Origin of the sequence: Arenibacter sp. 6A1 (assembly GCF_012272855.1) — a bacterium.
Classification (GTDB): Bacteria; Bacteroidota; Bacteroidia; order Flavobacteriales; family Flavobacteriaceae; genus Arenibacter.
This window is the reverse complement of the sequence record NZ_JAAXCQ010000003.1, coordinates 145,335-171,779: the sequence shown is the minus strand read 5'-3', so window position 1 is coordinate 171,779 and position 26,445 is coordinate 145,335. Positions and strand designations below refer to the sequence as shown.

The window sequence follows — 26,445 nt, the reverse complement described above, 5'->3', positions numbered from 1 at the left end:
TAAAGTTAGCTAAAAAATAGTAGTTAACCCTAGTAAAAAAAAACACTTTTAAGCACGCCGATGTATCGGTTTTCCAAAATACAAGACATAAAAAAAGCCATACAAATGTATGGCTTTTCTTATTTTTTTTCGATTAGATTAGAAACCTAATTGTTTTTTTACAGCTGGTAAGATATCCTTACCCTTTGCTACGATAAGACCACTACCTTGAGTAGCATCCATTACGTAATCAATTCCTTGAGCAGCGGCAACATCCTCGATAGCTTTTTTAGCTTTCTCTGTGATAGGCCCCATTAATTCTGCTTGTTTTTGTTGCAGATCCATTTGAGCTTTTTGTTGTGCCTCACCAATGTTTTTTTCAAAGCCTTGTAATTCCAATGCTCTTTTTTCGTTTTCTTCCTTAGATTTTGCAGAAGACTCGTTAGAGTATTGTGTGTACTTATTTCTAAGCTCGGTCATAGACCCTTCGATGTCTGCTCTGTACGTTTCCTGCAATTTTTTCAATTCTGCTTCGGCAGCCTTCATCTCGGGCATTTCGGACAATAATTTTTGTACGTCTATGTGTGCTATTTTGGCTTGAGCATTTACAAAACTACTAGCTGCTACGAACAAAACTAGGGCTACTGCTATCTTCTTAATTTGTTTCATGATTTTAATAAATTAATTAATTTTTGCGTGTTGATTTTAATGATTTAGTTATTTGATTTGAAAAATGGTTATCCTTGTTCTATACTCTTATTATACTTTTTTAGTCTTCCTCTCCGTCTTTCTTGGTGCGTTTTTTTTCCGCTTCTTTTCTTTTAGCTTCCCGCTCTTCTAGCAACTTCTTTCTTCTTTCCTCGTAGGCCTTTTTACGGTCTTCTCGGAGTTTCAATTGTTCTTCGCGCCTCGCTTCTGCCGCTTTTGCTCTTGCGTCTTCTGCTTGTTGTGCCTTTTCTTGTCTTTCTTGAAGCGCCTCGTTAGCGTCTTCCTCCTCGAACCGATCTAGCCTACTTTTAGGAACCTCCTTTTTATTTGGGGCGCTAATTTTCCTTGTTCTAGCAATCCCTCTTAACACCAGATCGCTTAAATCGTGCCTTTGTTCGGAATACAACATTACAACATCTGCCGATTTATCAAAAATAAAATCATAATTTTTATTGGCACCTAACTGCTGTACTTCATTAAAGACCTGATCTTGAATTGGCTGTATCAACCTTCTTTTTTGCAATACCAAATCGCCTTCAGGCCCAAACCTAGCTTGTTGGTACTCCAACATTTCTCTTTCTAAGATCTGAATCTCTTCTTCCCTTTCGGTTATCAGCTCCTCAGTCAATAGCACTTTCTCTGCCACTAACTCTTTCTTCATCTGGTCTATGACCGCCTTTTCCTGCTCTATTTCGAGTTTCCATCTTTGCACTTTATTTGCCAATTGCACATTGGCCTCCCTGTATTCCTCTACATTCTCTAGTATGTATTCCATATCTACATAACCTATCCTTACCCCTCTCTGCGCGAAAGCGGAGGTTGCATACATAGTTACGACTAGGAGAACAAGTACTTGTGCTTTTATTTTCATTTTATTTTCTTTTTATACTATAGAAAATATCGTGCCAAAATAACCAATTATTATAGAATCAACAGTAAAAGCTTAATTTGCCTGGACATTAAGGCTTAAAACTGTTGCCCTATGATAAAATGCGTTTGCCAACCACTAGGTCCTGCAGAATTTGGATTGTAATCTTGATCGAATCCATATCCAAAATCAATTCCCAATAATCCAAATGCAGGCATAAATATACGCAGTCCAACTCCGGCCGATCTTTTTATCTCAAACGGATTAAAATCGTGAAAATTGTTAAAGGCATTACCACCCTCCAAGAACGCAAGTCCGTAAATAGAGGCAGAAGGCTTAAGGGTTAATGGATATCTTAATTCTAGCGAGAACTTATTGTACACTACACCACCGTCCTGCGACTGTCCGCCTGTCATTCGGTCTACACTATAAGGTGTCAATGACTGGTTCTCATATCCTCTCAACTGAACAACATCTCTACCGTCCATAGTATAGGTTCCTAAACCATCACCACCTACATAAAAACGCTCAAAAGGAACTTTCCCTACCTCTTGGTCATAGCTTCCCAAGAATCCAAATTCTGCATTGGTTCTCAACACTAACTTATCGATCAAGGTTGTATACCAATCTCCTTTGAAATTTACTTTATAGAATTCTAACCATTTAAAACGTTCTTGATCTATACGCTCTACTTCTTTAGCATCACGATCTTCAATTGCCTGATCAAATTCGGCATTTAATTTTTTATAATCCTTTCCGTTAAACAACGAATAAGGAGGAGTGAATTTTGCTGTCAGTTCAAAGTTAGACCCACTTCTTGGGAAGATACGTCCACCTCCTGTAGCATTTCTAGATAGTCCAAAGGTATAGGCAAGGGAATTGGATTTCCCGTTCCCAAAATTAAATAAGCCGATGTTATAATCTTGGAAATCGTACAACTGATACCCTAGCGAATGTGATACGGTAAAGAAATCATCGGGCCATTGAACTCTTTTTGCCAATCCTACCGAAAGACCAGTAATAGAAAACTGCTTGCTTTTGTCTGGCTTACGGCTTACATATGGGTTATAGTAAAACTGTTGGGTTCTAGACAATGACATATTAAACCTTACCGGTTTTTTACCGCCCAACCATGGTTCCGAAAAGTTAAGGCTATATACTCTATAAGTTCTACTAGCTTGTAAACGCAAGGCAAAAGTTTGCCCATCGCCCATAGGCACCGGTTTATAAGCCTCTCCATTGAACAAGTTTTTAATTGAGAAATTGCTAAATGAAAGTCCAAGCGTTCCTATGAAACCTCCTCCGCCATAACCTCCTTGAAGTTCTATTTGGCTAGAGCCAGATTCTACAAGGCTATACCCGATATCTACAGTACCTGCGTTGGCATCTGGATTTTCAATTTTAGGAACGATCTGTTCCGCATCAAAAAATCCTAACTGTCCCAATTCCCTTATACTTCTAATAATATCAGATTTATTATAACGCTGACCTGGTCTTGTTCTTAACTCTCTAAAAATTACGTGGTCGTTGGTTTTATCGTTCCCCGTTACCGTGATATGGTCTAAAAAGGTTTCCTTACCTTCTATGATCCTTACTTCAAAATTTATAGTATCGTTTTCTGCAGAAATTTCTACCGGATTGATACTAGAAAACATATACCCGTTGTTTTGGTATAGGTTGGTTAAATCTTCCCCATCGGGCTTGCTATCGTCTGCAATACGCTTACGCAATAGTACGCCATTATAGGTATCTCCTTTTTTAACACCTAAGACCTGCCCCAACTGACGATCTGTATATACAGTATTCCCAACAAAATCTATATCCCCGAAATAATATTTATTTCCTTCCTCGACCTTTATCTTCAAATCGATAAGATCGTCTCCTACCTTGACAAAGGTATCAGAAATAACACGGGCATCCCTAAATCCTTTTTCGGCATATCTATCGACCAAGGACACCAAATCTTCCTTATAGTCCTCTTCGATGTATTTAGATTTTTTCCAGAAACGGTAAAACTTCTTTTTCTTGGTCTTTTTCAGGGCTTTTGCCAAGGTCTTGTCCGACAACTTATCATTCCCTTCAAAAATAATATCGTTAATTTTTACCTTTTCCCCTTTTTTAATATTAACCACCATACTTTGGGTATTGTCTCCTACAGTATCTTTGGCGGTAGCAATATTAACCTTAACATTTAAGTACCCCTTCTTTTTGTATTTGTTTTGAAGGTAATTTTTAGAATTAGCGATTAAACTCTCGGTAATCTTCTTTCCTTTTTTAAGGTCGGTATCTTTAAGGATTTCATTGATTTTATTTTTCTTTTCCCCGTATACGGTTACGTTAGAAAGTGTAGGTCTTTCTATGATATTTAGTTCAAGAAAAATATTATCGCCTTCTATTTTGGTCACATAAAAGGTGATGTCTGTAAAAAGCTCTAGACCCCATAATTTATTAATTACGGCACTGATTTGATCGCTTGGAATCGTGATAGGTTGTCCTACTCGGAGTTCTGTATACGTTTTTACCGTTTGTTCGTTATAACTTTGTAGTCCGGTTACCTCCAGGCCTCCTAGGATATACTTTTTACCGTCCTCATACGAGGTTTCCTGTGCGGTGACACCGGCGGTAAATAAAAAGAATAAAAATGCTGTTAGAAGGTGAAGTGACATGAATCTTTTCATATCTCTAGGTGAGTTGTTCGCTTGTTTTTCCAAATCTTCGTTCTCTGTTCTGGTAGTTCTTAATGGCTAGTATTAAATGTTGCTCGGTAAAGTCGGGCCAAAATACATCAATAAAATATAATTCGGCATACGCAATCTGCCAAAGTAAAAAATTACTTATTCTGTGCTCCCCACTGGTACGAATAAGTAGGTCCACATCGGGCAAATCATGCGTGTAAAGATGGTTATTTATAATGGTTTCGTCAATATTCTCGGGAGAAATTATATTATTTTTAACTTTGAGACTGATCTGCTTCACAGCGTTTTTAAGCTCTTCCCTAGCGCCATAACTTAGTGCCAAAGTTAAAGTCATTCCCGTATTTTGGCTAGTTTTAGCCATGACATCCAACAATTCTTTATGGGCTCTTTTAGGTAAAGAGGCAATATCGCCAATGGTATTTAAACGAATATTGTTTTTGTTTAGGGTAATGAGTTCCTTTTTAAGGGAGGACACCAATATGCGCATTAAAGTTTCTACTTCAAGCTTGGGGCGGTTCCAATTTTCGGTAGAAAAGGTGTATAAAGTGAGGTACTTAATACCGATTTTCGCAGAACTTTCCACGGTGCTTCGCACTGTTTTTACGCCTTGTTCATGCCCAAAAACCCTTAGCTTTCCTTTTTGTTTAGCCCATCGTCCATTACCATCCATTATTATAGCAATGTGCTCTGGCAATTTTTCAATGTTAAGTTCTTCTATAGTATTCATATATGTATTACTGGAAGCAATCTTGACAAGGTTTTCTTCCGAAGGTATACGTTAAAGTAAGCCCCGAGAAAACATACCAATCATCACTAAAAATATTTCCAAATTTAAACTCTTCATAATTAGACCCTTCAGGGTTACTCCCGTCCAGGTTATCGGTAAAGGTATATCGGGCTCCAATTTCGGCTCCTAGGACCAAAAACTGGTTAAGACGCAACTTAGCCCCTAGGGTCATAGGAATCGCAAATGCCCCTTCTTTCTGCCCATCATCCTGCAATACATTATTGTTAAAACGCATGTATCCATACCTAAAATAAGTAACTCCCGTATAAAGATAAGGGGTAAATGCGGGTCCAAACTTATGCAGGTTATAGTCTACAAAATTAAATTCGAGTCCCGCCGATGCTTCTAGGATATCATTTTTTATCACAAAACCTCTTGATTGACGAGCCGTATTATTGGATTTGTTATCATCGGCGGTAAATTCACCGTAGATAACACTGGCCCGCCACGCATAGCGCTTACTTTTATTCCATTTAAAAAGTCCCCCGAAGGCAGGACCAGAAGGCATGATATAAGTAGACCTGCCCACATCGCCAATATTATTGGCGCCGCCGGCAAATATCCCCACCTCATATGTCTGCCCATTGACTTCCCCTAAAAAGAACACAAAAATGGCCGCAAAAAATAATCTCATTTGTTCCAAAAGTTTGCAAATATAAGAAATTCAGTACTTAGACTACTATTTAATTATATCCTTGTTATGAACAGATAACCCTATTTTCCCTTTTTTTATTGTTTGGCAGGAAAAATCAATTCCGCCTATCTTCTCCCCACAATAATTTATTCCGAAGGGTTTTCAGGAAACTCTCCGAAGTATACTCAATCAATTTAATGGTAAAAGGCGCCTTTCTAACAACAATCTCTTTTCCGTTTTTAACAGTTGCAATCCTAGAATCCAAGGATACTAAATGATACTCTTCCCTTCCGGATACCGTTAACCGTATGACGGTTTCGTCCGATATCACCAAGGGTCGGGCATTTAGATTGTGTGGCGCTATAGGTGTTAATATCAAGGATTTTGCCATGGGTGCAACTACGGGTCCCCCACAACTCAGGGAATAGCCTGTAGACCCCGTTGGAGTGGATACAATAAGACCGTCTGCCCAATAAGAAGTTAAGTACTCATTATTCAAATAGGTTTCTACGGTAATCATAGAGGTGGTATCCTTTCTGCTAACGGTAATTTCGTTCAGAGCAAAATTTAAGGTTTTAAATTCGGGAATATCAGATTCCTGACTCACCTCTACCAGACTTCTTTCTACAATGTGATAATCTCCAGAAACAAACTCCGTAACCACCTTACGAACATCTTCTTTCTTAAAGGTCGACAAAAAACCCAACCTTCCGGTATTTACCCCTACGATAGGAATCCCTAAATCCCGTACATAGGTAGTAGCCCTTAAAATTGTTCCATCGCCCCCAAAACTGACAAACATGTCAAAACTGGCATCCAAACCTTCTTTTTCAGTAAAGGTCTTAAAACCGTTTACTTTTCTTTTAGTACTTATAAGCTTATAAAAATCTTCTTCAAAATAGACTTCTGCATTTTCTTTGGACAGCTCTTCTAGGAGCTCTATTACATATTCCAATGCATTATCTTGGTAAGTTAGTCCAAAAATGGCAACTTTCATATAAATTAAACGTTTAGGTATTTATCCAAATAATCTGACCTTTGTTTTAATTCTTCCATAAACTGATCATCGTCATTTCCGAAAATAATGGTGTAATTATATCGTCTAAAAGACTGGATAATTTCATTAAGATTAGTAGTTCCTATTTTTATGGTTATCTCTATGACATCGTTGCGAATATCTGAGATAAACCCTCCTATAAGTTTGGCATTATTGCTTTCGGCAATCTGGGCAATTTCGCTAAATGAATAATCATGAACTCCTTTCGCCAAGACCAGTATACCACCGGGCTCGGTAAAGAAAGGGGTATCCATAAACCGATCAACAACATCTTTCAAATCATAATAACCGATGACCACACTTTTCTGATCTAAAATAGGCATTAGATTGGCATCATTTTTAGAAAATACCTCCAATACATCTAACCATGAGGAGTCCCTTAAGACAAAAAACTTTTCCAAATGATATCGGATATCCTCAATTTTTTTAGAAACATCAAAACTCTCCAAATCGTTTTCTGCCAAGACACCTAAAAACACCCCGTTTTCGACAACTGCAATATGGGAATAGTCGCCCTTCTTAAAGAAGTCGGCTACTTCCTTTAAAGCATCCCCTACTTTAAACACGGGTATAGTGGTTAATATGTTGTTTTGAATGTCCATCTCCTTATATATAACGCAAATTACTAATTAAAAATATCAAAAGGCATGCCTAATTCGTATTTTTGCTTTTTAAACATCCAATTAAAGCACCTATGACAAAGCTTAGCGTTAATGTAAATAAGATTGCAACATTAAGAAATTCCCGTGGAGGAAACGTTCCTAACCTTATAAATGTTGCCAAAGACATTGAAGAATTTGGCGCCGAAGGAATCACTATTCACCCTAGACCCGATGAGAGGCATATTACATATCAGGATACCAGGGACTTAAAAAACATAGTCACCACCGAATTCAATATTGAAGGGAACCCCATTCAGAAATTCATGGATTTGGTCCTTGAAGTGAAGCCTACCCAAGTAACCTTAGTCCCCGATGCCGTAGACGCCATTACTTCCAATGCCGGCTGGGACACCATTAAACACAGGGATTTTTTAAAAGAGGTCATCGCCACATTTAAAGACAACGGCATTAGAACCTCTATTTTTGTAGATGCCGATATTAAAATGGTTGAAGGGGCCGCCCTTACCGGAACCGACAGAATTGAACTTTACACAGAAAGTTTTGCCCTAGGATATTCTAAAGGAGACAAGAACAGCATCAACCCATTTATTGAGGCGGCAAAAATTGGCCATACCCTTGGATTAGGCATCAATGCCGGTCACGACCTTAGCTTGGACAATATTAAATATTTTAAAGAAAACATCCCTCATTTGTTAGAAGTATCTATAGGACACGCTCTAATTTGCGAATCGTTGTACCTAGGACTAGAAAACGTAGTAAACATGTATTTAAACCGATTAAAATAATGCCATTATTACATTCCAACATTTTAGGAGCGGGCGAACCCATCCTTGTTTTGCATGGTTTTTTAGGCATGTCGGACAATTGGAAGAGCATCGGAAGCAAGTATGCCGAGGAAGGCTTCGAAACCCATTTGATTGACCAACGGAACCATGGAAAAAGTTTTCATTCCCCAGATTTCAACTATGACATATTGGCCGATGACATTGCCAATTACATGGCTCACCACCAATTGTCCCAAGCCATTGTTCTTGGCCATTCTATGGGAGGAAAAACCGCTATGCAGTTAGCATGTAGCCAACCAACACTTGTTTCTAAACTGATCATTGCCGATATAGCCCCTAAGTTTTACCCTCCCCACCATCATCAAATTATCGATGGATTAAACGCTATTGACATAAAGAAGGTCAGCTCTAGAAGCGAGGCAGACAAGCAATTATCTCACTACATAAACAATATAGGGATCCGCCAATTCTTATTAAAAAACCTGTATTGGGAAGAAAAGGGCGTTTTAGGATTCCGATTCAATTTAGAGGTCCTGAGCGAGAAAATGGAAGAAATCGGGGAAAACATCAGCACTACCGCCATTTACCAAGGGCCCTCGCTGTTTTTAAGAGGTGAAAAATCCGAATATGTTTCCCCTACCGACCTTTCGGATATAAAAAGACATTTTCCTTTAGCTTCTATAGAAACAATTGAGAAGGCCGGACATTGGCTACATGCCGAAAATCCGATACAGTTTTTAGACAAATCATTACACTTTTTAAAATCGTCTTAAAAAAGAACTCCTAGTCCTAGCGCTAAAAAGCAGGTTACTAATCCTTATTGCTACGACCTTGGTCAAAACAATTTTATTTAAAATAGCGCCATTAGATTACAGTACAACTAAGGCCACTCAAAAATAAATGTTTACTTTTATAAAGTACCGGAATATTTTTCGGTACTTTTTTTGTTTAACCATAAAAAATACTAGCCATGAATTTAATTTTAAGAATACTACTGAGCGCATTAGCCGTTGTAATTTTATGCTATCTATTACCAGGGGCACATGTTGACACCTTTATGACCGCCATCATTGTAGCCATTGTATTAGGCCTTCTTAATTTTATAGTAAAGCCAATATTAGTTATCCTTACATTACCAGTGACCATTTTAACCCTGGGACTTTTTCTGCTGATTATTAACGCTATTATTATTTTATTAGCCGATAAACTTATTGACGGTTTTGGGGTAGATTCTATTTGGTGGGCGCTACTTTTCAGCCTTTTACTCTCTTTTCTTCAATCTATATTGTATTCTTTCCTTAATGGTGATAATAAAAATTAAGATACCTTTTTGACATTCAGTTATTTAAAAACTTGTAGTGCATTGGAAAATATAGTATTTTTGCATCCCATTTTATTTTAGCAAAATTAGATACACAAATGAATATCACGAAAGAGCAGATTGACGAATTAAATGCAGTAGTTAAAGTCGCGGTAACCAAAGAGGATTACCAAGACAAGGTAGAAACCATTTTAAAAGACTACAGAAAGCAAGCTAATATCCCTGGATTTAGAAAGGGACAAGTTCCTATGGGCTTAATTAAAAAGCAATACGGAAAAGCTGTTTTGGTTGATGAAGTAAATAAACTTTTACAAGATAACCTTAACAAATATCTAACGGAAGAAAAGTTGGATGTTTTAGGAAATCCATTACCAAAACAACAAGATAATTTTAACTGGGACGCCGAGGATTTTGCCTTTGAATTTGAATTGGGTCTTGCTCCTAGTTTCTCTATTGATCTAAAATCAAAGGACGCTATCACGCACTACAAAATTGTAGCTGATGCCAAAATGATTGACGAGCAAGTAGAACGTCTTCAAAAACAATACGGAAAACTAATCAGTAAGGAAGTAGTTAGCAAAACTGATGAAATCACCGGTACTTTTGTCAATGAAGGTGAGGAAATAGACCACAAAACGACTCTTGAGCTAGATAAAATAAAAGACGAGAACGCCTTAAACAGCCTTATCGGCAAAAAAGCTGGGGACGTTGTTACGTTGAATACCAAAGATCTTTTCACGGAAGATTATTTATTGGGAAGCTCTTTAGGAATTAGTGCTGCCAAAGCAGACAACTTAGAAATAGAGGTTACCTTCACTATCGAAGAAATTAACGAAAGAGAATTGGCTCCATTAGACCAAGAGTTTTTCGATAAATTGTTCGGAAAGGATGTTATTACTTCTGAAGAAGGGTTAAAAGAAAGAATTAAGACTGATTCTGAAAAGCAATTTGAACAACAGTCCGATCAGAAGCTTTTAAATGATGTTACAGAGCATTTTATCGATACTACTAAGTTTGACCTTCCAGAAGAATTTTTGACCAAATGGATCAAGACTACTGGCGAAAAGCAATTGACTGATGACGAGGCAAACGAAGAATTCAAAAAGTCCGAAAAAGGATTGCGTTACCAATTAATTGAAGGCAAAATAATTCAAGAAAACGGAATTCAAATCCAGTTCGAAGAATTGAAAGATTTCGCCAAAGGTTTCATCAAGGAACAAATGGCACAATTTGGCCAGTTAGATCCTAAGGATGAAGAATTGGACGGTATTGCTGCCAGAGTACTTTCTAACCAAGATGAGGTGAAGCGTTTATCGGAGCAATTAATGAGCCAAAAATTATTAAACCTTTATAAGGAAAAGGCAAATTTAACGCCAAAAGAAGTTACTTATGAAGATTTCGTAAAAGAAGTTTACGGGTAATTTACAAAATAAAATAAGTATATTTACAGTGTCGAAGAATTCATTTTCGGCACTTTTTTTTTATCTTATAAAATACCGAAAATAAATATGGATTACGGGAAAGAATTCAAGAATTACGCCACTAAACATCAAGGAATCAATAGCATGTACTATGATTCCATTGTTAGTAGTATGTATCCAACCAACCTTACACCCAACATTATTGAAGAAAGACAGTTAAATGCCGTAGCAATGGACGTTTTTTCGAGGTTGATGATGGATAGGATTATATTTTTAGGTACGGGAATCAACGACCAAGTAGCGAATATTGTTCAAGCTCAGTTACTTTTCTTAGAAAGTACAGATGCTTCTAAAGACATACAGATATATATCAATTCTCCAGGAGGTAGCGTGTACGCAGGTTTGGGTATTTACGATACCATGCAATTTATTAAGCCAGACGTAGCGACTATCTGTACAGGAATTGCCGCTTCTATGGGCGCAGTGCTATTGTGTGCTGGAGCCAAAGGAAAGCGATCTGGACTTACCCATTCTAGAGTGATGATTCATCAACCTCTGGGAGGCGCTCAAGGACAGGCCAGTGATATCGAAATTACGGCAAGGGAAATCCTTAAACTGAAGGATGAATTGTACCAAATAATCGCCAAACATTCTGAGCAAACTTTTGACAAAGTTAGTGATGACAGCGACAGGGATTATTGGATGAGAGCAGATGAGGCCAAGGCTTATGGCATGATTGATGAAATTTTGGTAAGGGATAGATCTTAATTTCGACTAAAGCACACGGAAAGCCCTTTTCCCTATTATGAATCTTGAAATTCAAGGGAGGTTTTCCGTTATTATTATTGAAAGTGATAAAATGATATGGCAAAAGAAAATTTAGAGTGCTCTTTTTGTGGCAGAAAAAAACCAGAGACTAATTTATTAATTGCTGGTTTAGATGCGCATATATGCGATCGATGTATAGAGCAAGCTCACGGAATTGTTACCGAAGAATCCAAACAATCTACTACTAACGATCTTTCTTCGGAATTGACGTTAAAAAAACCTTTGGAGATAAAGGAGTTCTTAGACACCTTTATCATTGGACAAGACCGCACCAAAAAAGTAATGTCTGTAGCAGTATACAACCACTACAAACGATTGCTTCAACCTAAGAGCAAGGAAGACGATATAGAAATACAGAAGAGTAATATTGTTATGGTGGGCCAAACCGGGACAGGAAAGACCCTTATGGCCAAAACCATTGCTAAGATGCTGAATGTACCTTTGGCGATTGTTGATGCTACTGTACTCACAGAAGCCGGTTATGTTGGGGAAGATGTAGAAAGCATCCTTACCCGATTACTACAAGCTGCCGATTACAATTTAGAAAAGGCCGAACGCGGCATCGTTTTTATTGACGAGATCGATAAAATTGCTCGAAAAAGCGACAATCCTTCCATAACCAGGGATGTATCTGGGGAAGGGGTACAACAAGGATTGCTTAAATTATTGGAAGGTACGGTTGTGAACGTTCCACCAAAAGGAGGCCGTAAACACCCAGATCAGAAATTTATAGAAGTAAATACCGAAAATATATTGTTTATTGCCGGTGGAGCTTTTGACGGAATTGAACGTATTATCACCAAAAGGCTTAATATGCAAGCGGTAGGATATAGCGCTTCTAAGGCAGAAGATAAGGTCGATGAAAGCAACATCCTTCAATATATCATCCCAAGGGATTTGAAAGATTTTGGTTTGATCCCGGAAATCATTGGTAGACTTCCCGTTTTAACTCATATGAACCCCTTAGACAAGGAGACTCTAAGAGCTATTTTAACGCAGCCTAAAAATGCTATTATTAAACAGTACGAGAAGTTGTTTAAAATGGACGATATAACCTTCTCTATAACTGATCAGGCCTTGGACTATATTGTTGACAAGGCTATAGAATACAAATTAGGTGCCAGAGGCCTTCGTTCCTTATGCGAGGCCATCTTTACCGATGCTATGTTTGAATTCCCTAGTTCTTCTGAAACAGAATTTAAGGTAACTCAGGAATACGCTGAAGAGAAATTATCCTTTGAAACTATTAAAAAATTAAAAGCAGTTTCTTAAGGAATGCTTTTATACACTTTTCCCCCTTCCTTTCAAGGGGTCCTTGTTATTTATAAAACAAGAGAATTAAGTAGTGTAGATCTTTAAAAAAACAGCCTCTTATACAAGGGGCTGTTTTACTACAAGTTGCGCCAATAAATCCTGGCATACTTTTCCTATTACTTTTTCATCAGAATAGAGTTCATGGCCAAAATTAGGCACCACTTCCAAATTCACCCCTAATTGTTTTGCCCATTCCTGAGAGGGTGTATATTGGTCTTTTTCACCATATACCAACTTTACAGTAGTTTTTGGCAGCGCTGTTTCCTGCCGCATTCTATTGGATGATATTATAAAAAGAGACTCCATGGGCAGGCCTTGTAATTGCGCTTTCCACGCTATGGTCCCACCTATTCCAAAAGCCAAAAAATGGCTCGGTTCATTTTCTTTTTTAAGCAAATGGGCCACCGCGGTATCAATACCGCCATTCTCAAATTCATTGCTTATATTTTCTGCAGTTTCAATGGTTAATTTAAGATTTGCCAACTGCTGGCTGTTATAATAGGTGATATTATAATATTGCTGTAAATAACCCAAGTAAGAAGTAATCCAAAGCCCTTTTTTAGCACCCCACATGTCCGATAATACTACTAGTTTGTTTCCCATAATGCTTTTGTTATTAATGGTTAGTAATAAAAGATAAGGGGCAACTTTTCTTACTCTAATTTGGCTTTTTTTAGAGAGAAACCAGCATTTATTTGTTCATCTGAAGTAATTCTTCGATATAGTCCCTTTTATTGGACAATCGTGGAATCTTATGCTGTCCACCAAGCTTTCCTTTAGACTTTAGCCAATCGTAAAACAGGTTTTCCCTAGCGATATGTACCTTCGGTAACTTCAGGGTCAGGTTATTGTAACGTTTTGCTTCGTAGTCAGAATTTAAGGTCTTTAAAGCACTGTCCAAGGACTCCGTAAAATAATCCATTTCTTCGGGCATCTTTCTAAATTCTATGATCCATTCGTGGGCACCCTTCTCCCTCCCGTTCATAAATACAGGAGCAACAGTATAGTCCTTTATTTCGGATCCTGTTTTTTCACAAATTCTTTTTAAAGCCTCCTCTGCATTTTCTATAATTAACTCTTCTCCAAAAACATTAATGTGATGTTTAGTTCTGCCCGTGACTTTTATTCTATAAGGATTAATAGATGTAAAGCGCACCGTATCACCTATCTTATAACGCCATAACCCGGCATTGGTAGTTATCACTACCGCGTAGTTCTTTCCTACCTCCACGTTCCAAAGAGGGACGGTTATTTGATCTTCGGAATCATAAGTATCCATCGGAATAAATTCGTAAAAAATCCCATAGTCCAACATCAACAACAAATCATCGGCATTGTTTCTATCCTGAATAGCAAAAAAACCTTCTGACGCGTTATATATTTCGTAATAGTTAAAACTTTTTTTCGGCAACAATTTTGAAAATTGTTCTTTATAAGGGTTAAAGCTTACCCCACCATGGAAATACACCTCCAAGTTTTCCCAAACCTGAAACAGATGTTCTTTTCCTGTTTCTTCCATCACATCGTTTAAAAGCACTAGCATCCACGAAGGAACTCCGGCCAAACTGGTCACATTTTCCTGAACACTTTCTTTTATAATAGCTTGCAGTTTAGACTCCCACTCCCCCATTAGGGACACCTTATTACTGGGGGTACTACTAAGTTCTGCCCAAAAGGGCATATTATCTATTAAAATAGCCGAAAGATCCCCAAAAACAGTCCCCTTATCCCTATACAATTCCTTACTTCCTCCTAGCCGTAGGCTCTTGCCTGTAAACAGTTGGGAGTTTTCATTATTGTTAAGATACAGGCATAGTAAATCCTTACTCGATTTATAGTGACAATCTTCCAAAGCCTCCGAACTTACCGGAATAAATTTACTTTTAGCATTGGTAGTACCACTACTCTTTGCAAACCACTTGATGGTCGTTGGCCAAAAGATATTTTGTTCCCCTAAACGGGAACGCTCTATCATGGGCTCTACCTCTTCATAAGAGACAATAGGCAGTCTTGAAACAAAAGTTTCGTAATTCGATATAGATTCAAAACCATATTTTTTACCTATTTCGGTATCGGCAGCAATAGACAACAGCTGTCTTAACACCTCTTCCTGAACTTCTTCCGGGTATTTTAAAAAAAGCTCAATTTGATGGTATCGCTTTTTCAACAACCAAGAGGCAATTGAATTAAATAATGGTATTGGCATTTTTAGGTATCTTTATCCCGTTTTTTAGCTCGGGCTTAGGTTTAGGGATTCTTGACAGGGCGTACTACTTATTATATATACCCCAACAATCACTTCTTTTAACAAGCTAAAAATAGCTTTAAAACTTTTCATATTCAAATAGAATTTAAGTAAACAAATAAATTTATGCAGTACCAAGGTGTCTTACGAAAAATGGAAACAGAAATAGGGGATCCAATTCAATATTATTTACTTTTTGAGGGGGATTTTTTAAATATGAATCAGGTACTGAATAAGGAGCTTACTATTAAGTTCGAAAAATACCAATGTTTAAATTGCAGCGAAGACCGCCCCATTTATCGACAGGGATTTTGCCGATCTTGTTTTTTTGAAGTCCCAACTGCTGGGGATTGGATTATGCGCCCAGAACTCAGCACCGCCCATTTAGATAAGGAAGACCGAGATTTGGAATACGAAAAAAAGGTTCAATTACAACCTCACATTGTGTATTTGGCAAATTCTAGCAATATTAAGGTTGGGGTAACCAGAAAAACCCAAGTACCTACCAGATGGATAGACCAAGGTGCACACGAAGCTATAGAAATCGTTGAAGTCCCCAACCGTTATTTGGCCGGTATTACCGAGGTGGCCCTAAAAGATCATATTGGCGATAAGACCAATTGGCGAAAAATGTTGACCAACAACACAGACGACGAAGATTTAGTTGCCTACAGAAACAAACTAAAGCAATACATCCCCGAGGAAGCTGTACCCTATTTCCTAGAAAACAAACAGGAAACCCATTTAGAGTTTCCTGTATTGCAGTATCCTACAAAAGTTAAGAGTCTAAACCTAGAAAAGACCCCCATTTTCCAAGGGGTGTTAAAAGGCATAAAAGGACAATACCTTATCTTCGAAGACAATACCGTATTTAATGTCCGGGGAAGCGAAGGTTATGTCATTTCCCTGACTGTTAATTAACAGAATCCTTCTCTGTCTTTGCCGGTGCTTCTTTCTTTTTACCAAAAATTCCGCCCAATATTTTTTTTGCGGCATCAACCTGTTGTTGTTTTTTGGCATTTTTAGTAGTATCGGAAGTCACCGAGTCCGTTTTTTGGGTCGGTTTACCCAGTAAACCGCCCAAAATTTCCTTTGTTTTATCCTGATTGTCCTTTTTAGTAGAATCTGTAGCCTTTTGATTTTTTGCTATGATATCTCCTATAATATCCTTGGCCTTATCTTTTCCTTTATTCACCAACTTTTGTTTTTCTATCTCTACCAGTTGGGCGGTCAAATTTTTAATCCCCGATGTGAGATCAGTGCTTACCATAGGGCTCGTATACTTCCCTGCAAAATTAGCGGTTACCGGAATGGTTAACCCCTCTAGGGAAGATTCGTTGATCTTGGCGATCATAGCATTGATATCCTTCCCTAAGTATTTTGCAGGAACTTCAATGGTTGCCGCATAGTTCAATTCTTGATCAAAGGTGTGACTACCCGATAAGTTGATCACAAAGTCCTTGTAATTAAGAGTAAAAGGTGTCACTTGCACCACTCCATCTTCAAAGGACAATGCTGTTTTTAAATCCTTAAAATTTAGCTTTTCTAGGTCTAGAAATTTCATTTTATCGTCCAAAGCGGTAAGCAAAGGGGCTTTTTTTGCATCGATTTCAGTGGTCAACAACTCTGCCAGAATATCACCGGAAATAGTAGACAGATTAGGCGTAAAATCATCCTTTAACTTCCCGGAAATTTGAATATCAGAATTTAGAGTTCCCTTTAAAATAGCTGCTATTGGCGCTAGTACCTTAAACATATCCAAGGCCTTGAATGTTTCTGCTATTTTAAAGCTGCCCATTCCCAATCTCATATCAAAATCGGGCACATCGCCCTTGGTAGAAACACTACCATTAAGGACCAAGTTTCCGTCAAATAAATTAGAAGACATATTAGAAAGTGTAGCCTTCTCGTCCTTTATTCGGAGATCTCCTTTCACATTTTTCAAAGTAAGATTGTCATAAATAACCGTATTGGCCGTAGCGCTAATAGAACAATCCAAAAAAGAAGGGATTTTTATTTTTGCGTCGGAAGTTTCCTTTGACGTTTTCGCCCCCCCTGTTGATACAGGCGATGAACTTTTAGCTTTCTCGCTCTTTGTTACAGGAGCATCTGCCACCATAAAATCGTCAATTGCAAAAACATTCGATTTTAGGTTAAAACGACCTTCTACCTTTTCGTCATTAAACATAAACCCCAAAAGGTTGTCTATTGTCCCAGTAGCATTAAAATCTGTTTTTCCCGTTACCCCATTCAATTCATTTAAGGTCACTGTTTTGGGATTAAAGGTTACAGCAGCCGTATTTATCTTTACCAGGTTTGGTATTTCATCAGTTTTATATTCAAATCCTTTTACACTCAGAGATCCTTTGGTGTTCGTATTTTCATACTGCTTTTTCTCTATAGAGGCCATATCGAAGGCCGTCACGATATCGGCATTCAGGATTCCTTTTAGATTTAAATCTGCAGGCACCGGATAGGCTTGAGACAGGTGTGCCAAATTCATCCTTCCATCAATTTGTGCACTCACCTTAGGATTGCCCATAAGATCAGAAATCTTAGCCACCATATTAAACTTGTCCTCATCAATCATAAAGGACAACTTTCGGATATCTACATAGGTATCCTCACTAATTCCACTGGAATTCGCAATTTCAGTATCGATGTGAACATTTCTAACAGCCTTTGGCAAATCGGGATACTTAAAAGAAGCATTGTCCGAATTGATATTTATAGCAAATTTTGGAATATGCACCTCATCGACCACGCCTTTAAAGTACCCGGATACCGTAAAATTACCTGTAGTTGCCACATTTTCTATATTCTTAGAATATGTTTCCGGAATCACCGCCAAGAAATTTTTAAAATCAGATGATGGCGTTTTAAAGCTGATGTCCACTTCCATATCAGCATCATTCAATTTCACAAAACCATCAAACACCAGAGGCAATTGATTTACCAAGGCTTCATTCTTAAGGAAGGAATACTTGTTCTCTTTTAAATCAATCCCGATCAAAGCACTTAACTTTACAGGGTTTCTATTTAAATATTGGGTACTATCCATCACAAAAGACACTAGGGCATTGGTCTGGGTATCCAATTCCGAAGCCTCCAAGGACAAGTCACCGGTGCCTTGGTGGTTCATTTTCTCTATAACCATCGACATACCACTACTAGCATCATCATAGGTGATTACCGAGTTTTTAATTTCATAGGATTGTAAGAATAGGCTAGAATTGCTCTTTTTTACCGAACTCGATGTTTGTGTTTTTACAGTGCCCTCTTGCTTTACGGTGATGTCGTAATTGGCATTTTCATCGGCATCTACCTTAATATGCACCTTACCTTCCTCCAGTATTAAATTAGTAATCCCAATTGGCTCGTTCGCCTCTTTGAACAATTCTTTTACAGACATTTTCAATGTTGCTTTTTTGGACGCAAAAAGAGTGTCTCCTTCAAAAGGAGCCTTATTGATTAAGCTAATATCCGTAAGCGTAACGGTAGCATTGGGAAAGCTTCGGAACAAGCTTAGATCGGCCTCGGCAAAATCGAAGGAAGCATTTATGCTGCTGTTCACCTTTTTCTTAATCAATTCGGTAATCTTGCCCTTAAGAAAAAATGGAGCAGCTGCCAACAACAATACTATGCACGCCACTAATACCCCGACAATCTTTAAAATTTTCTTCTTCATATTTTTATGTTTTACAACTAATACGTCACTGTTAAATACTTAATTTAATAAAAAGTGGTTCTAAACAAGAATCACTAAACGTCCAGATCAATTTCTTGATTCACTTCTAACTTAAAACGTTTTCTGAACATATGTACGAAAAAATAGAGAAAAGGAGTATCTATAAATGCTATAATTATCTTAAAAACAAAACCACTGACCACAAGGCCAAAGAACATATCCCAAGGCAATACCTTAAAGACACAGAGCAAGCCTACAACGGTAAAAGTATCTACAAATTGCGAAAGAAAAGTAGAGAAATTATTCCGCAGCCATAGGTGCTTTCCTTTGGTTAGTTTTTTCCAAAAATGATAAATGGCTATATCTATATATTGTGCAAACAAATAGGCCAACATAGAGGCAAAAACAGCTACTGGAGATAGCGCGAACACCTTGTTAAACAGTCCGTCATTTATTGGCGAAGCCTCTATGGCAGGGACATAATTGGCCAACAAAACGATCCCCATGGAAAAAAACGAAGCAAAAATACCTGCGGTCACTACCTGATTAGCTTTTTTTCTACCATAAATTTCAGAAATGAGATCGGTTATTAAAAAGGTAATCGGATATGGCAGTATCCCCACAGAAACTTCAAAGAGGGAGGCTCCAAAAACTGTCACATCACCAAAGGGTTTCCAATAAAAGAATTTTTGAAAAATTAAATTGGAAACCACTAGGGAAGTGATAAACATAGCCCCTATATAGAGGTAGATTTTAAAGGCAAGCTTTTTATCTTTAGCAGTCATAAATTACTTTATATCCAAAACAAAAGGCATTCTTGCCTGCACTCCTTTCTGTTCCGTGGCCATTTTTAATTGCTGCAATATGCTGTAGGCTTGCGGTCCTATTTCTTGCTGTATAATAGATTCCTTGCTCTTGGCACTGGCGCCAGAAAGGTCTTCCATTAACTTTTCGAAGCCCGACTTGTATATGGGGAACTTTTTTATGCCATAGGTCTCTATTCCGACCATTTTTGCAGCTTCGGAAATAGCATCGTTCAATCCGCCTAATTCATCTACAAGCCCCAAACGTTTCGCATCGGTACCACTCCAAACACGGCCTTGTGCCAAGCTGTCGGCCTGTACCTTGGTTATGCCTCTACCAGCGGCCACTCTATCTAAAAAAACACTGTAGGTTTCTTCTATCCCTTCCTGAACGGTCGTTCTAAAGGAATCCTTCATAGGTTCAAAAATAGAATAATCGACCGAATTACGGTTGGTTCCCACCTGCTCTGCATTAATCCCTATATCACTTGCCAATTGGCTCATATTTGGCACAGTTCCAAACACCCCTATAGAACCCGTAATAGTGGTAGGTTCTGCAAATATCTTATCTGCCCCGGCCGCAATATAATAGCCTCCCGAAGCGGCCACATCGCCCATAGAAACGACCACCGGCTTTATTTCCTTGGTAATCTCTATTTCACGCCAGATAATATCCGAGGTCAACGCACTACCACCAGGTGAATTTACCCGTAATACTATGGCTTTTACACTCTTGTCTTCCCTAGCCTTTTTTAGAGCCTCATTAATTATTCCTTGTCCCATAATATTGGGGCCTCCCTCGCCGTACATAATTTCTCCCTGGGCATAGACTACTGCAATTTTATCGCTCCCACTTTTAATTTTCTTTCTACCTGCTTCCTTAGCATAATCGGTGATGCTCACATAATTAATATCTTCATCGTCCTGTAAACCGATTTCGTTCTTAATAAAGGACTCATATTCATCAAGATAAGCCACTCCGTCTATCAATCCGGATAAGACAGCGTACTTCGATGTTCTTGTTCCCAAGGTATCGGCTATGACATTAAGATCTTCTAAGGATATATTTCTACTGTCCCCAATATCGGCAAGCATGGAAGTCCATAGGCCTTCTAATAGTTCCTTTAACTGGGTTCTATTGGCGTCGCTCATTTCGTTGGCCAAAAAAGGCTCTACCGCACTCTTGTATTTACCATGACGGATAACCTCTATTTTAACCCCCGACTTTTCCTGTAAATCCTTAAAAAACAAGACTTCTGTAGAAAGCCCCTTAAAATCCATCATCCCTACCGGATTAAGGTACACCTCTTGGGCAACACTGGCCAAATAATAATCTTTTTGGGTATAAAAATCGGCGTAGGCATACACAAACTTACCACTCTCGCGAAAGTCTTTTAAAGCCTTCCTTATCGCTTGGGTTTGAGAAAGTCCGGCCATCAAAATACTGCTTCGAATACTGATCCCCTTTATTTTATCGTCGTTCTTAGCGACCTCTAAGGCATGTAAAATATCATCTAAACCTTTGGTATCGTTAAACAAACCGGCAAAAGGATTAGAGTCGTCCTTCCCTACGAAATCCTTGATCGGACTTTGCAGTTGCACTTCCAATACCGAATTGTTCTTGATCAAAACCGAATCTTCGGAGTTCCCTATGAGGGCTGCAAAAACTAGGAACATTACAAACAAGATTCCAAAAGCGATAAGGCAGCCGATAATTGCTGCTAATAAATTTCTTAAAAATTTCATGTAGTTCTTAAATTACAAATACTGACCAAAGATAACCATTGTTATATTTAGGCCTTTATATTTATTCAGTTAAATCCCCCTTAATAATGATCAACGAAAACGCATTCTTTTAATATTATGGATGAAATACATCGCTCTTTTTATCGATTATTACAATGAAGTAGTTTTCTTTTTATTTACTTTGCCTCACTATTATGCAAAGCACAACTACAGCCCATCTATCTATAGGCAGCAATCTTGGCGACAAATTAAATCAGCTTCAAGATGCTGTATTTTTAATCCATTCCCGTATCGGTAGGGTTTCCAAGGTATCCCCTATTTACGAAACACCGGCCTGGGGTTTTGATGGAGATAATTTTTACAACGCCTGTTTAAGTGTAGAAACGTCACTTTCTCCAGAGCTATTATTAAAAAACTTACTGGATATTGAAGCCTTATTGGGCAGAAAACGTCATGACAGCACTGGTTATGCTTCTAGGACTATGGACCTAGATATATTATATTACGGTACTGAAATCCTCGCCGATGACTCGCTGACCATTCCTCATCCAAGTTTGCAGTTGAGACGATTTGTTTTAAGGCCTTTGGCCGATATAGCCCCGCAGTTTTATCATCCTATCTTAAAAAAGGACAGTAGGAACCTGCTACAGGAATGCCGTGACAAAAGTACCCTAGAACGAACCCCTCATAAACTATACACCACTAGGGAAGAACTTTTTTCCCAGTTTCATTTTATTGCCATAGAAGGAAATATTGGAGCAGGAAAAACCACTCTGGCCAATAAGATGGCTGCCGATTTCAATGCCAAATTAGTATTGGAGCGTTTTGCGGAAAACCCATTTTTGCCCAAGTTTTACGAAGACCAGAACAGGTTTGCTTTTCCATTGGAAATGTCATTTTTAGCAGATCGTTACCAGCAATTTTTGGAAGACACTTCTCAGCTCGATTTGTTTAAAAACTTTATGGTAAGCGATTACGACATCAACAAATCCCTGATTTTTGCCAAAATAACCCTGCAGGAAGAAGAATTTAGGTTGTACAGAAAACTCTTTAACCTAATGAACAAGGATGTGCAAAAACCTAAAATATATGTCTACCTACATCAAACCACCGAACGTTTGCTGCAAAATATAAAACGCAGAGGCCGTACTTATGAACAAACCATAGCCCCTGACTATTTAGAGAAAATAAACCGTGGCTACCTAGAATATATCAAGACCCACCCTGCCCAGAACAATCTTATAATCAATGTTAGCCAAATGGACTTTGTAGAGAACCCAAAAGACTATGCACGCATTATAGATCAAATTCAGAAGTTTGCCGTAAATCTTACACTTTAAGATAAATTTCACAAAATTCTTGCAAATAACAAATCAATTTGTTTACTTGCAAGGGCAATTAAGGGCCTTTTCGCAAAGCGACCATAAAGCGAAATAACCAACCAACACTTCGAGTTTTAAACTAACGAACTCAAACCAAAAAATTGAAACCCAACCTCGGTTGGGTTTTTTTTATACCTTCAATTTTGCCCACACGTCCCAAACGACAATCCCTACACTTACCGAAATATTTAAGGAATGCTTGGTTCCGTATTGCGGAATTTCGAGCACTCCATCGCTTTTAGAAACCACCTCTTGGGAAACGCCCTTCACCTCATTCCCAAAAACCAGGGCATATTTTTGATCCTTTGCTACCTTAAAATCATTTAACATCACCGCATTCTCCGCCTGCTCTACAGAATAGGTTGCATAACCGCTCTGTTGTAGTTCCTGCACAAGTGCCAAGGCAGATTCCCGGTATTCCCACGTAACGCTTTCTGTGGCCCCCAAAGCAGTCTTATGGATATCCTTATGGGGAGGAGTGGCCGTTATACCACATAAATATATCTTCTCTATTAAAAAGGCATCGGCTGTTCTAAAGACCGACCCTATATTATTTAGACTTCTCACGTTGTCTAAAATAATACATACAGGAGTCTTTTCTACCTGCTTAAACTCTTCAACATTCAATCGATCTAGCTCGCTATTTTCTAATTTTCGCATCTATGTTATTGTGACTTATTTAATTTCCTTAATATTTTTAACTCTTTATATCTTTCAGCAAAGCGATGTAAACGGAAAGTGAAAGCTCCCTTCAAATTCGTTTAGTACAAAAAAGGATACTATCTTTATAAGAGTCTCCCTTTAATAATACCGAACCGCTATTTTTCCAAAGAAAATTTTATTTAAAATATCAACAATAGTTTACATTCCATTGGATAAATATTACTTTCGTTCTTTTAGAAGGATACAAAAATAAGTTAATAAAATCGCTTTTGGCCGACACAGGAAAAACAAAAAAGGTAACACCGTTAATGAAGCAGTACAACGCCATCAAGATAAAATATCCTGATGCCTTGTTGCTTTTTAGAATTGGTGATTTTTACGAAACTTTTGGAGAAGATGCAGTTAAAGCCTCCAAAATACTAGGCATTATACTCACTCATAGGAACAATGGTGGCGACCGCACCGAACTGGCAGGTTTCCCCCATCATTCCCTAAACACCTATTTGCCAAAATTGGTCAAAGCAGGGCAACGCGTGGCCATCTGCGATCAGTTAGAAGACCCTAAACTCACCAAAACCATCGTAAAAAGAGGGGTTACGGAATTGGTTACCCCAGGGGTAGCCATGAACGATGACATCTTATCGGCAAAGACCAATAACTTTTTATGTGCGGTACATTTTGGTCGAAAACGCTTAGGAATTTCCTTTGTCGATATATCTACGGGCGAATTTCTTGTTTCGGAAGGCAATGAAGAGCAAATAGACAAACTCTTACAAAATTTTGCTCCCAACGAAGTACTGGTTTCTAAAGCCAATAAGAAGGAGTTCAAGGAAGTTTTCGGTACTCAGCTCCATACTTTTTTTACCGAAGATTGGGTTTTTCAGGAAGACTACGCCATGGAAACCCTTACCAATCATTTTAAAACAAAAACCCTAAAAGGTTTTGGAGTAGACCATTTAAACCACGGCATCGTCGCTGCCGGGGTGGTCATGCATTACCTCTCCGAAACTCAACATCGGAAATTGCATCACATCGCCAGCTTACAACGTATTGCAGAAGAAGAATACGTATGGATGGACCGATTTACCATTAAAAATTTAGAATTATACCATTCCTTTAACCAAAATGCGGTAACCCTTTTAGAGGTCATAGACAAGACCATCTCTCCTATGGGGGGCAGAATGCTTAAAAGATGGTTGGCCCTACCTTTAAAAAATATTGAGAAAATACGTAGAAGGCATCAAGTGGTTAGCTATTTGTCCGAAAACGAGCTTGTTTTTAGCAAACTTCAGAATGCCATAAAACTCATGGGCGATCTGGAACGGTTAATTTCCAAGGTAGCCACGGGCAAAATAAACCCGAAAGAGGTTATTCAGCTTAAAAACTCTTTGGAAGCTACGGTCCCTATCAAACAACTTACAACTAAGAGCAGCAATGAAGCGCTTAACCTTATTGGCGACCAATTGCATAACTGTGACATGCTTCGGAGCAAGATAAAAGAGATGATCAGTGAAGAGGCTCCGGTAAACATGTTAAAAGGAAGTACCATTGCCAAAGGATATTCGACAGAATTGGACGAACTGCGCGATCTGGCCTTTTCCGGAAAAGATTATCTGGACAAGATGCTCGAAAGAGAAACAGAACGTACCGGAATAACCTCTTTAAAAATTGCCTCTAACAATGTATTTGGCTATTATATAGAGGTTCGTAATGCCCACAAGGATAAAGTTCCCCAGGAATGGATCAGAAAACAGACCTTGGTAAATGCAGAACGCTACATTACCGAAGAGCTTAAAGAATACGAAGCTAAGATCCTAGGTGCCGAAGAACGCATTTTAAGCTTAGAGCAACAACTCTTCGCCCAACTGGTCACTTGGATGCAAGAATACATAGCCCCAGTACAGAACAATGCGCACCAAATAGCTCAATTGGACTGTCTTTGCGGCTTTACCCAATTAGCGAAGGAAAATAATTATACAAGTCCCGAAATGAACGATTCTACGGAATTATCGATCAGCAACGGGCGACACCCGGTAATTGAAAAGCAATTGCCTATAGGAGAAGAGTATATTGCCAATGATGTATTGTTGAATCGCGAAGACCAACAGATCATTATGATTACCGGACCCAACATGAGTGGTAAGTCGGCTATCCTTAGGCAAACGGCCCTTATTGTTCTCTTGGCACAAATGGGCAGTTTTGTTCCTGCTACCGCCGCAAAAATAGGTTGTGTCGATAAAATCTTTACCCGTGTAGGGGCTAGTGACAATATTTCTATGGGCGAATCTACCTTTATGGTAGAAATGAACGAAACCGCCTCTATCCTTAACAACCTTTCTGATCGCAGTTTAGTACTGTTAGATGAAATAGGAAGAGGAACCAGTACCTATGACGGAATCTCGATTGCCTGGGCAATTTCGGAATATCTCCATGAACATCCTGCTAAGGCCAAGACTTTATTTGCCACGCATTACCATGAGTTAAACGAAATGACCACAACCTTTGAACGGATCAAAAATTATAATGTATCGGTCAAAGAACTAAAAGACAATGTGCTCTTTTTACGAAAACTTACTCCTGGAGGAAGCGAGCATAGTTTTGGGATCCACGTGGCAAAAATGGCCGGAATGCCACAACAGGTCATCAGTAAAGCGAACAAAATCCTTAAAAAACTCGAAAAAACACACTCCAGTGAAGAATTGACCGATAAATTACAGTCGGCACAGAACGAAATGCAATTAAGCTTTTTTAACTTGGACGACCCCTTGTTACAACAGATTAAAGAAGAGATAACCCACCTAGATATCAATACCTTAACACCTGTAGAAGCATTAATGAAGCTCAATGAAATTAAACGTTTGCTAACCAAAACCAAAAATGCCTAAGTGGTGGTGATA

22 protein-coding genes are annotated in these 26,445 nt (G+C 38.4%); 9 read left to right on the top strand and 13 right to left on the bottom strand.

The window, feature by feature from the left end:
- Nucleotides 1-138: 138 nt before the first annotated feature.
- From HCG49_RS03510 to HCG49_RS03480, 7 genes are all read right to left on the bottom strand, one after another.
- Nucleotides 139-648, bottom strand: coding sequence for an OmpH family outer membrane protein (locus HCG49_RS03510; protein ID WP_168468172.1), 510 nt, complete (start codon nt 646-648; stop codon nt 139-141).
- Nucleotides 649-748: 100 nt separating this feature from the next.
- Nucleotides 749-1,552: an OmpH family outer membrane protein gene (locus tag HCG49_RS03505; protein WP_168468281.1), complete on the bottom strand. Its 804-nt coding sequence runs from the start codon at nt 1,550-1,552 to the stop codon at nt 749-751.
- Between the two features lie 101 nt (nt 1,553-1,653).
- A complete protein-coding gene (locus tag HCG49_RS03500; protein WP_240938622.1) occupies nt 1,654-4,221 on the bottom strand; it encodes an outer membrane protein assembly factor in 2,568 nt (855 codons plus the stop codon).
- A 16-nt stretch (nt 4,222-4,237) separates the two neighbouring features.
- Nucleotides 4,238-4,978, bottom strand: a complete 741-nt coding sequence (locus tag HCG49_RS03495; RefSeq protein ID WP_168468170.1) for an isoprenyl transferase — start codon at nt 4,976-4,978, stop codon at nt 4,238-4,240.
- A gap of 7 nt (nt 4,979-4,985) precedes the next feature.
- Complete coding sequence (locus HCG49_RS03490; protein ID WP_168468169.1) at nt 4,986-5,672, bottom strand: DUF6089 family protein; 687 nt, start codon at nt 5,670-5,672, stop codon at nt 4,986-4,988.
- Between the two features lie 115 nt (nt 5,673-5,787).
- A complete protein-coding gene (locus HCG49_RS03485; RefSeq protein WP_168468168.1) occupies nt 5,788-6,669 on the bottom strand; it encodes an NAD kinase in 882 nt (293 codons plus the stop codon).
- Between the two features lie 5 nt (nt 6,670-6,674).
- On the bottom strand, nt 6,675-7,331 hold the full coding sequence (locus HCG49_RS03480) for a CBS domain-containing protein (RefSeq protein WP_168468167.1): 657 nt from the start codon (nt 7,329-7,331) through the stop codon (nt 6,675-6,677).
- A gap of 92 nt (nt 7,332-7,423) precedes the next feature.
- Here HCG49_RS03480 and HCG49_RS03475 point away from each other — a divergent pair, with 92 nt between their 5' ends.
- The 6 genes from HCG49_RS03475 to clpX all read left to right on the top strand — a co-directional run bounded on the left by HCG49_RS03475 (nt 7,424) and on the right by clpX (nt 12,979).
- Nucleotides 7,424-8,137, top strand: a complete 714-nt coding sequence (locus HCG49_RS03475) for a pyridoxine 5'-phosphate synthase (protein WP_168468166.1) — start codon at nt 7,424-7,426, stop codon at nt 8,135-8,137.
- Nucleotides 8,137-8,910: an alpha/beta fold hydrolase gene (locus tag HCG49_RS03470; protein ID WP_168468165.1), complete on the top strand. Its 774-nt coding sequence runs from the start codon at nt 8,137-8,139 to the stop codon at nt 8,908-8,910. Before HCG49_RS03475 ends, HCG49_RS03470 begins: the two co-directional genes overlap by 1 nt.
- A 197-nt stretch (nt 8,911-9,107) precedes the next feature.
- On the top strand, nt 9,108-9,458 hold the full coding sequence (locus HCG49_RS03465) for a phage holin family protein (protein ID WP_072765794.1): 351 nt from the start codon (nt 9,108-9,110) through the stop codon (nt 9,456-9,458).
- Between the two features lie 98 nt (nt 9,459-9,556).
- Nucleotides 9,557-10,879: a trigger factor gene (gene tig / locus HCG49_RS03460; protein ID WP_168468164.1), complete on the top strand. Its 1,323-nt coding sequence runs from the start codon at nt 9,557-9,559 to the stop codon at nt 10,877-10,879.
- Between the two features lie 87 nt (nt 10,880-10,966).
- Nucleotides 10,967-11,647, top strand: coding sequence for an ATP-dependent Clp endopeptidase proteolytic subunit ClpP (gene clpP, locus HCG49_RS03455; RefSeq protein WP_072765777.1), 681 nt, complete (start codon nt 10,967-10,969; stop codon nt 11,645-11,647).
- A 96-nt stretch (nt 11,648-11,743) separates the two neighbouring features.
- Nucleotides 11,744-12,979 carry an ATP-dependent Clp protease ATP-binding subunit ClpX gene (clpX, locus tag HCG49_RS03450; RefSeq protein ID WP_168468163.1) on the top strand — a complete coding sequence of 412 codons (1,236 nt, stop codon included), beginning with the start codon at nt 11,744-11,746 and terminating at the stop codon, nt 12,977-12,979.
- A 99-nt stretch (nt 12,980-13,078) separates the two neighbouring features.
- Here the strand turns inward: clpX and HCG49_RS03445 are convergent, their stop codons facing one another.
- Nucleotides 13,079-13,624: a hypothetical protein gene (locus HCG49_RS03445; protein ID WP_168468162.1), complete on the bottom strand. Its 546-nt coding sequence runs from the start codon at nt 13,622-13,624 to the stop codon at nt 13,079-13,081.
- A gap of 88 nt (nt 13,625-13,712) precedes the next feature.
- A complete protein-coding gene (locus HCG49_RS03440) occupies nt 13,713-15,227 on the bottom strand; it encodes a GH3 auxin-responsive promoter family protein (protein WP_168468161.1) in 1,515 nt (504 codons plus the stop codon).
- A 165-nt stretch (nt 15,228-15,392) separates the two neighbouring features.
- Here HCG49_RS03440 and HCG49_RS03435 point away from each other — a divergent pair, with 165 nt between their 5' ends.
- Nucleotides 15,393-16,187, top strand: coding sequence for a DUF2797 domain-containing protein (locus tag HCG49_RS03435; protein WP_168468160.1), 795 nt, complete (start codon nt 15,393-15,395; stop codon nt 16,185-16,187).
- On the opposite strand, the gene HCG49_RS03430 is transcribed toward HCG49_RS03435, so the two are convergent.
- From HCG49_RS03430 to sppA, 3 genes are all read right to left on the bottom strand, one after another.
- Nucleotides 16,180-18,954, bottom strand: a complete 2,775-nt coding sequence (locus tag HCG49_RS03430; RefSeq protein ID WP_168468159.1) for an AsmA-like C-terminal region-containing protein — start codon at nt 18,952-18,954, stop codon at nt 16,180-16,182. The two genes, HCG49_RS03435 and HCG49_RS03430, sit on opposite strands and share 8 nt — an antisense overlap.
- Before the next feature lie 74 nt (nt 18,955-19,028).
- On the bottom strand, nt 19,029-19,739 hold the full coding sequence (locus HCG49_RS03425; protein ID WP_168468158.1) for a queuosine precursor transporter: 711 nt from the start codon (nt 19,737-19,739) through the stop codon (nt 19,029-19,031).
- Nucleotides 19,740-19,742: 3 nt separating this feature from the next.
- Nucleotides 19,743-21,503: a signal peptide peptidase SppA gene (gene sppA / locus HCG49_RS03420; protein ID WP_168468157.1), complete on the bottom strand. Its 1,761-nt coding sequence runs from the start codon at nt 21,501-21,503 to the stop codon at nt 19,743-19,745.
- A gap of 194 nt (nt 21,504-21,697) precedes the next feature.
- Here sppA and folK point away from each other — a divergent pair, with 194 nt between their 5' ends.
- Nucleotides 21,698-22,843, top strand: coding sequence for a 2-amino-4-hydroxy-6-hydroxymethyldihydropteridine diphosphokinase (folK, locus tag HCG49_RS03415; RefSeq protein ID WP_168468156.1), 1,146 nt, complete (start codon nt 21,698-21,700; stop codon nt 22,841-22,843).
- Between the two features lie 171 nt (nt 22,844-23,014).
- Here the strand turns inward: folK and HCG49_RS03410 are convergent, their stop codons facing one another.
- Nucleotides 23,015-23,545 (bottom strand): RNA methyltransferase, encoded by a 531-nt coding sequence (locus tag HCG49_RS03410; RefSeq protein WP_168468155.1) that lies wholly within the window; start codon nt 23,543-23,545, stop codon nt 23,015-23,017.
- 311 nt (nt 23,546-23,856) lie between these two features.
- Here HCG49_RS03410 and mutS point away from each other — a divergent pair, with 311 nt between their 5' ends.
- The gene (mutS, locus tag HCG49_RS03405; RefSeq protein ID WP_168468154.1) at nt 23,857-26,433 is read left to right on the top strand and encodes a DNA mismatch repair protein MutS; all 2,577 of its coding nucleotides are present in this window, start codon (nt 23,857-23,859) and stop codon (nt 26,431-26,433) included.
- Nucleotides 26,434-26,445 lie beyond the last annotated feature (12 nt).

What these genes read in the sequence shown, in the direction of transcription:
- HCG49_RS03510 (WP_168468172.1), bottom strand. Translation starts at nt 648, where the DNA reads ATGAAACAAATTAAGAAGATAGCAGTAGCCCTAGTTTTGTTCGTAGCA.
- HCG49_RS03500 (WP_240938622.1), bottom strand. Translation starts at nt 4,221, where the DNA reads ATGTCACTTCACCTTCTAACAGCATTTTTATTCTTTTTATTTACCGCC.
- HCG49_RS03495 (WP_168468170.1), bottom strand. Translation starts at nt 4,978, where the DNA reads ATGAATACTATAGAAGAACTTAACATTGAAAAATTGCCAGAGCACATT.
- HCG49_RS03490 (WP_168468169.1), bottom strand. Translation starts at nt 5,672, where the DNA reads ATGAGATTATTTTTTGCGGCCATTTTTGTGTTCTTTTTAGGGGAAGTC.
- HCG49_RS03485 (WP_168468168.1), bottom strand. Translation starts at nt 6,669, where the DNA reads ATGAAAGTTGCCATTTTTGGACTAACTTACCAAGATAATGCATTGGAA.
- HCG49_RS03480 (WP_168468167.1), bottom strand. Translation starts at nt 7,331, where the DNA reads ATGGACATTCAAAACAACATATTAACCACTATACCCGTGTTTAAAGTA.
- HCG49_RS03475 (WP_168468166.1), top strand. Translation starts at nt 7,424, where the DNA reads ATGACAAAGCTTAGCGTTAATGTAAATAAGATTGCAACATTAAGAAAT.
- HCG49_RS03470 (WP_168468165.1), top strand. Translation starts at nt 8,137, where the DNA reads ATGCCATTATTACATTCCAACATTTTAGGAGCGGGCGAACCCATCCTT.
- HCG49_RS03465 (WP_072765794.1), top strand. Translation starts at nt 9,108, where the DNA reads ATGAATTTAATTTTAAGAATACTACTGAGCGCATTAGCCGTTGTAATT.
- tig (WP_168468164.1), top strand. Translation starts at nt 9,557, where the DNA reads ATGAATATCACGAAAGAGCAGATTGACGAATTAAATGCAGTAGTTAAA.
- clpP (WP_072765777.1), top strand. Translation starts at nt 10,967, where the DNA reads ATGGATTACGGGAAAGAATTCAAGAATTACGCCACTAAACATCAAGGA.
- clpX (WP_168468163.1), top strand. Translation starts at nt 11,744, where the DNA reads ATGGCAAAAGAAAATTTAGAGTGCTCTTTTTGTGGCAGAAAAAAACCA.
- HCG49_RS03445 (WP_168468162.1), bottom strand. Translation starts at nt 13,624, where the DNA reads ATGGGAAACAAACTAGTAGTATTATCGGACATGTGGGGTGCTAAAAAA.
- HCG49_RS03440 (WP_168468161.1), bottom strand. Translation starts at nt 15,227, where the DNA reads ATGCCAATACCATTATTTAATTCAATTGCCTCTTGGTTGTTGAAAAAG.
- HCG49_RS03435 (WP_168468160.1), top strand. Translation starts at nt 15,393, where the DNA reads ATGCAGTACCAAGGTGTCTTACGAAAAATGGAAACAGAAATAGGGGAT.
- HCG49_RS03430 (WP_168468159.1), bottom strand. Translation starts at nt 18,954, where the DNA reads ATGAAGAAGAAAATTTTAAAGATTGTCGGGGTATTAGTGGCGTGCATA.
- HCG49_RS03425 (WP_168468158.1), bottom strand. Translation starts at nt 19,739, where the DNA reads ATGACTGCTAAAGATAAAAAGCTTGCCTTTAAAATCTACCTCTATATA.
- sppA (WP_168468157.1), bottom strand. Translation starts at nt 21,503, where the DNA reads ATGAAATTTTTAAGAAATTTATTAGCAGCAATTATCGGCTGCCTTATC.
- folK (WP_168468156.1), top strand. Translation starts at nt 21,698, where the DNA reads ATGCAAAGCACAACTACAGCCCATCTATCTATAGGCAGCAATCTTGGC.
- HCG49_RS03410 (WP_168468155.1), bottom strand. Translation starts at nt 23,545, where the DNA reads ATGCGAAAATTAGAAAATAGCGAGCTAGATCGATTGAATGTTGAAGAG.
- mutS (WP_168468154.1), top strand. Translation starts at nt 23,857, where the DNA reads ATGAAGCAGTACAACGCCATCAAGATAAAATATCCTGATGCCTTGTTG.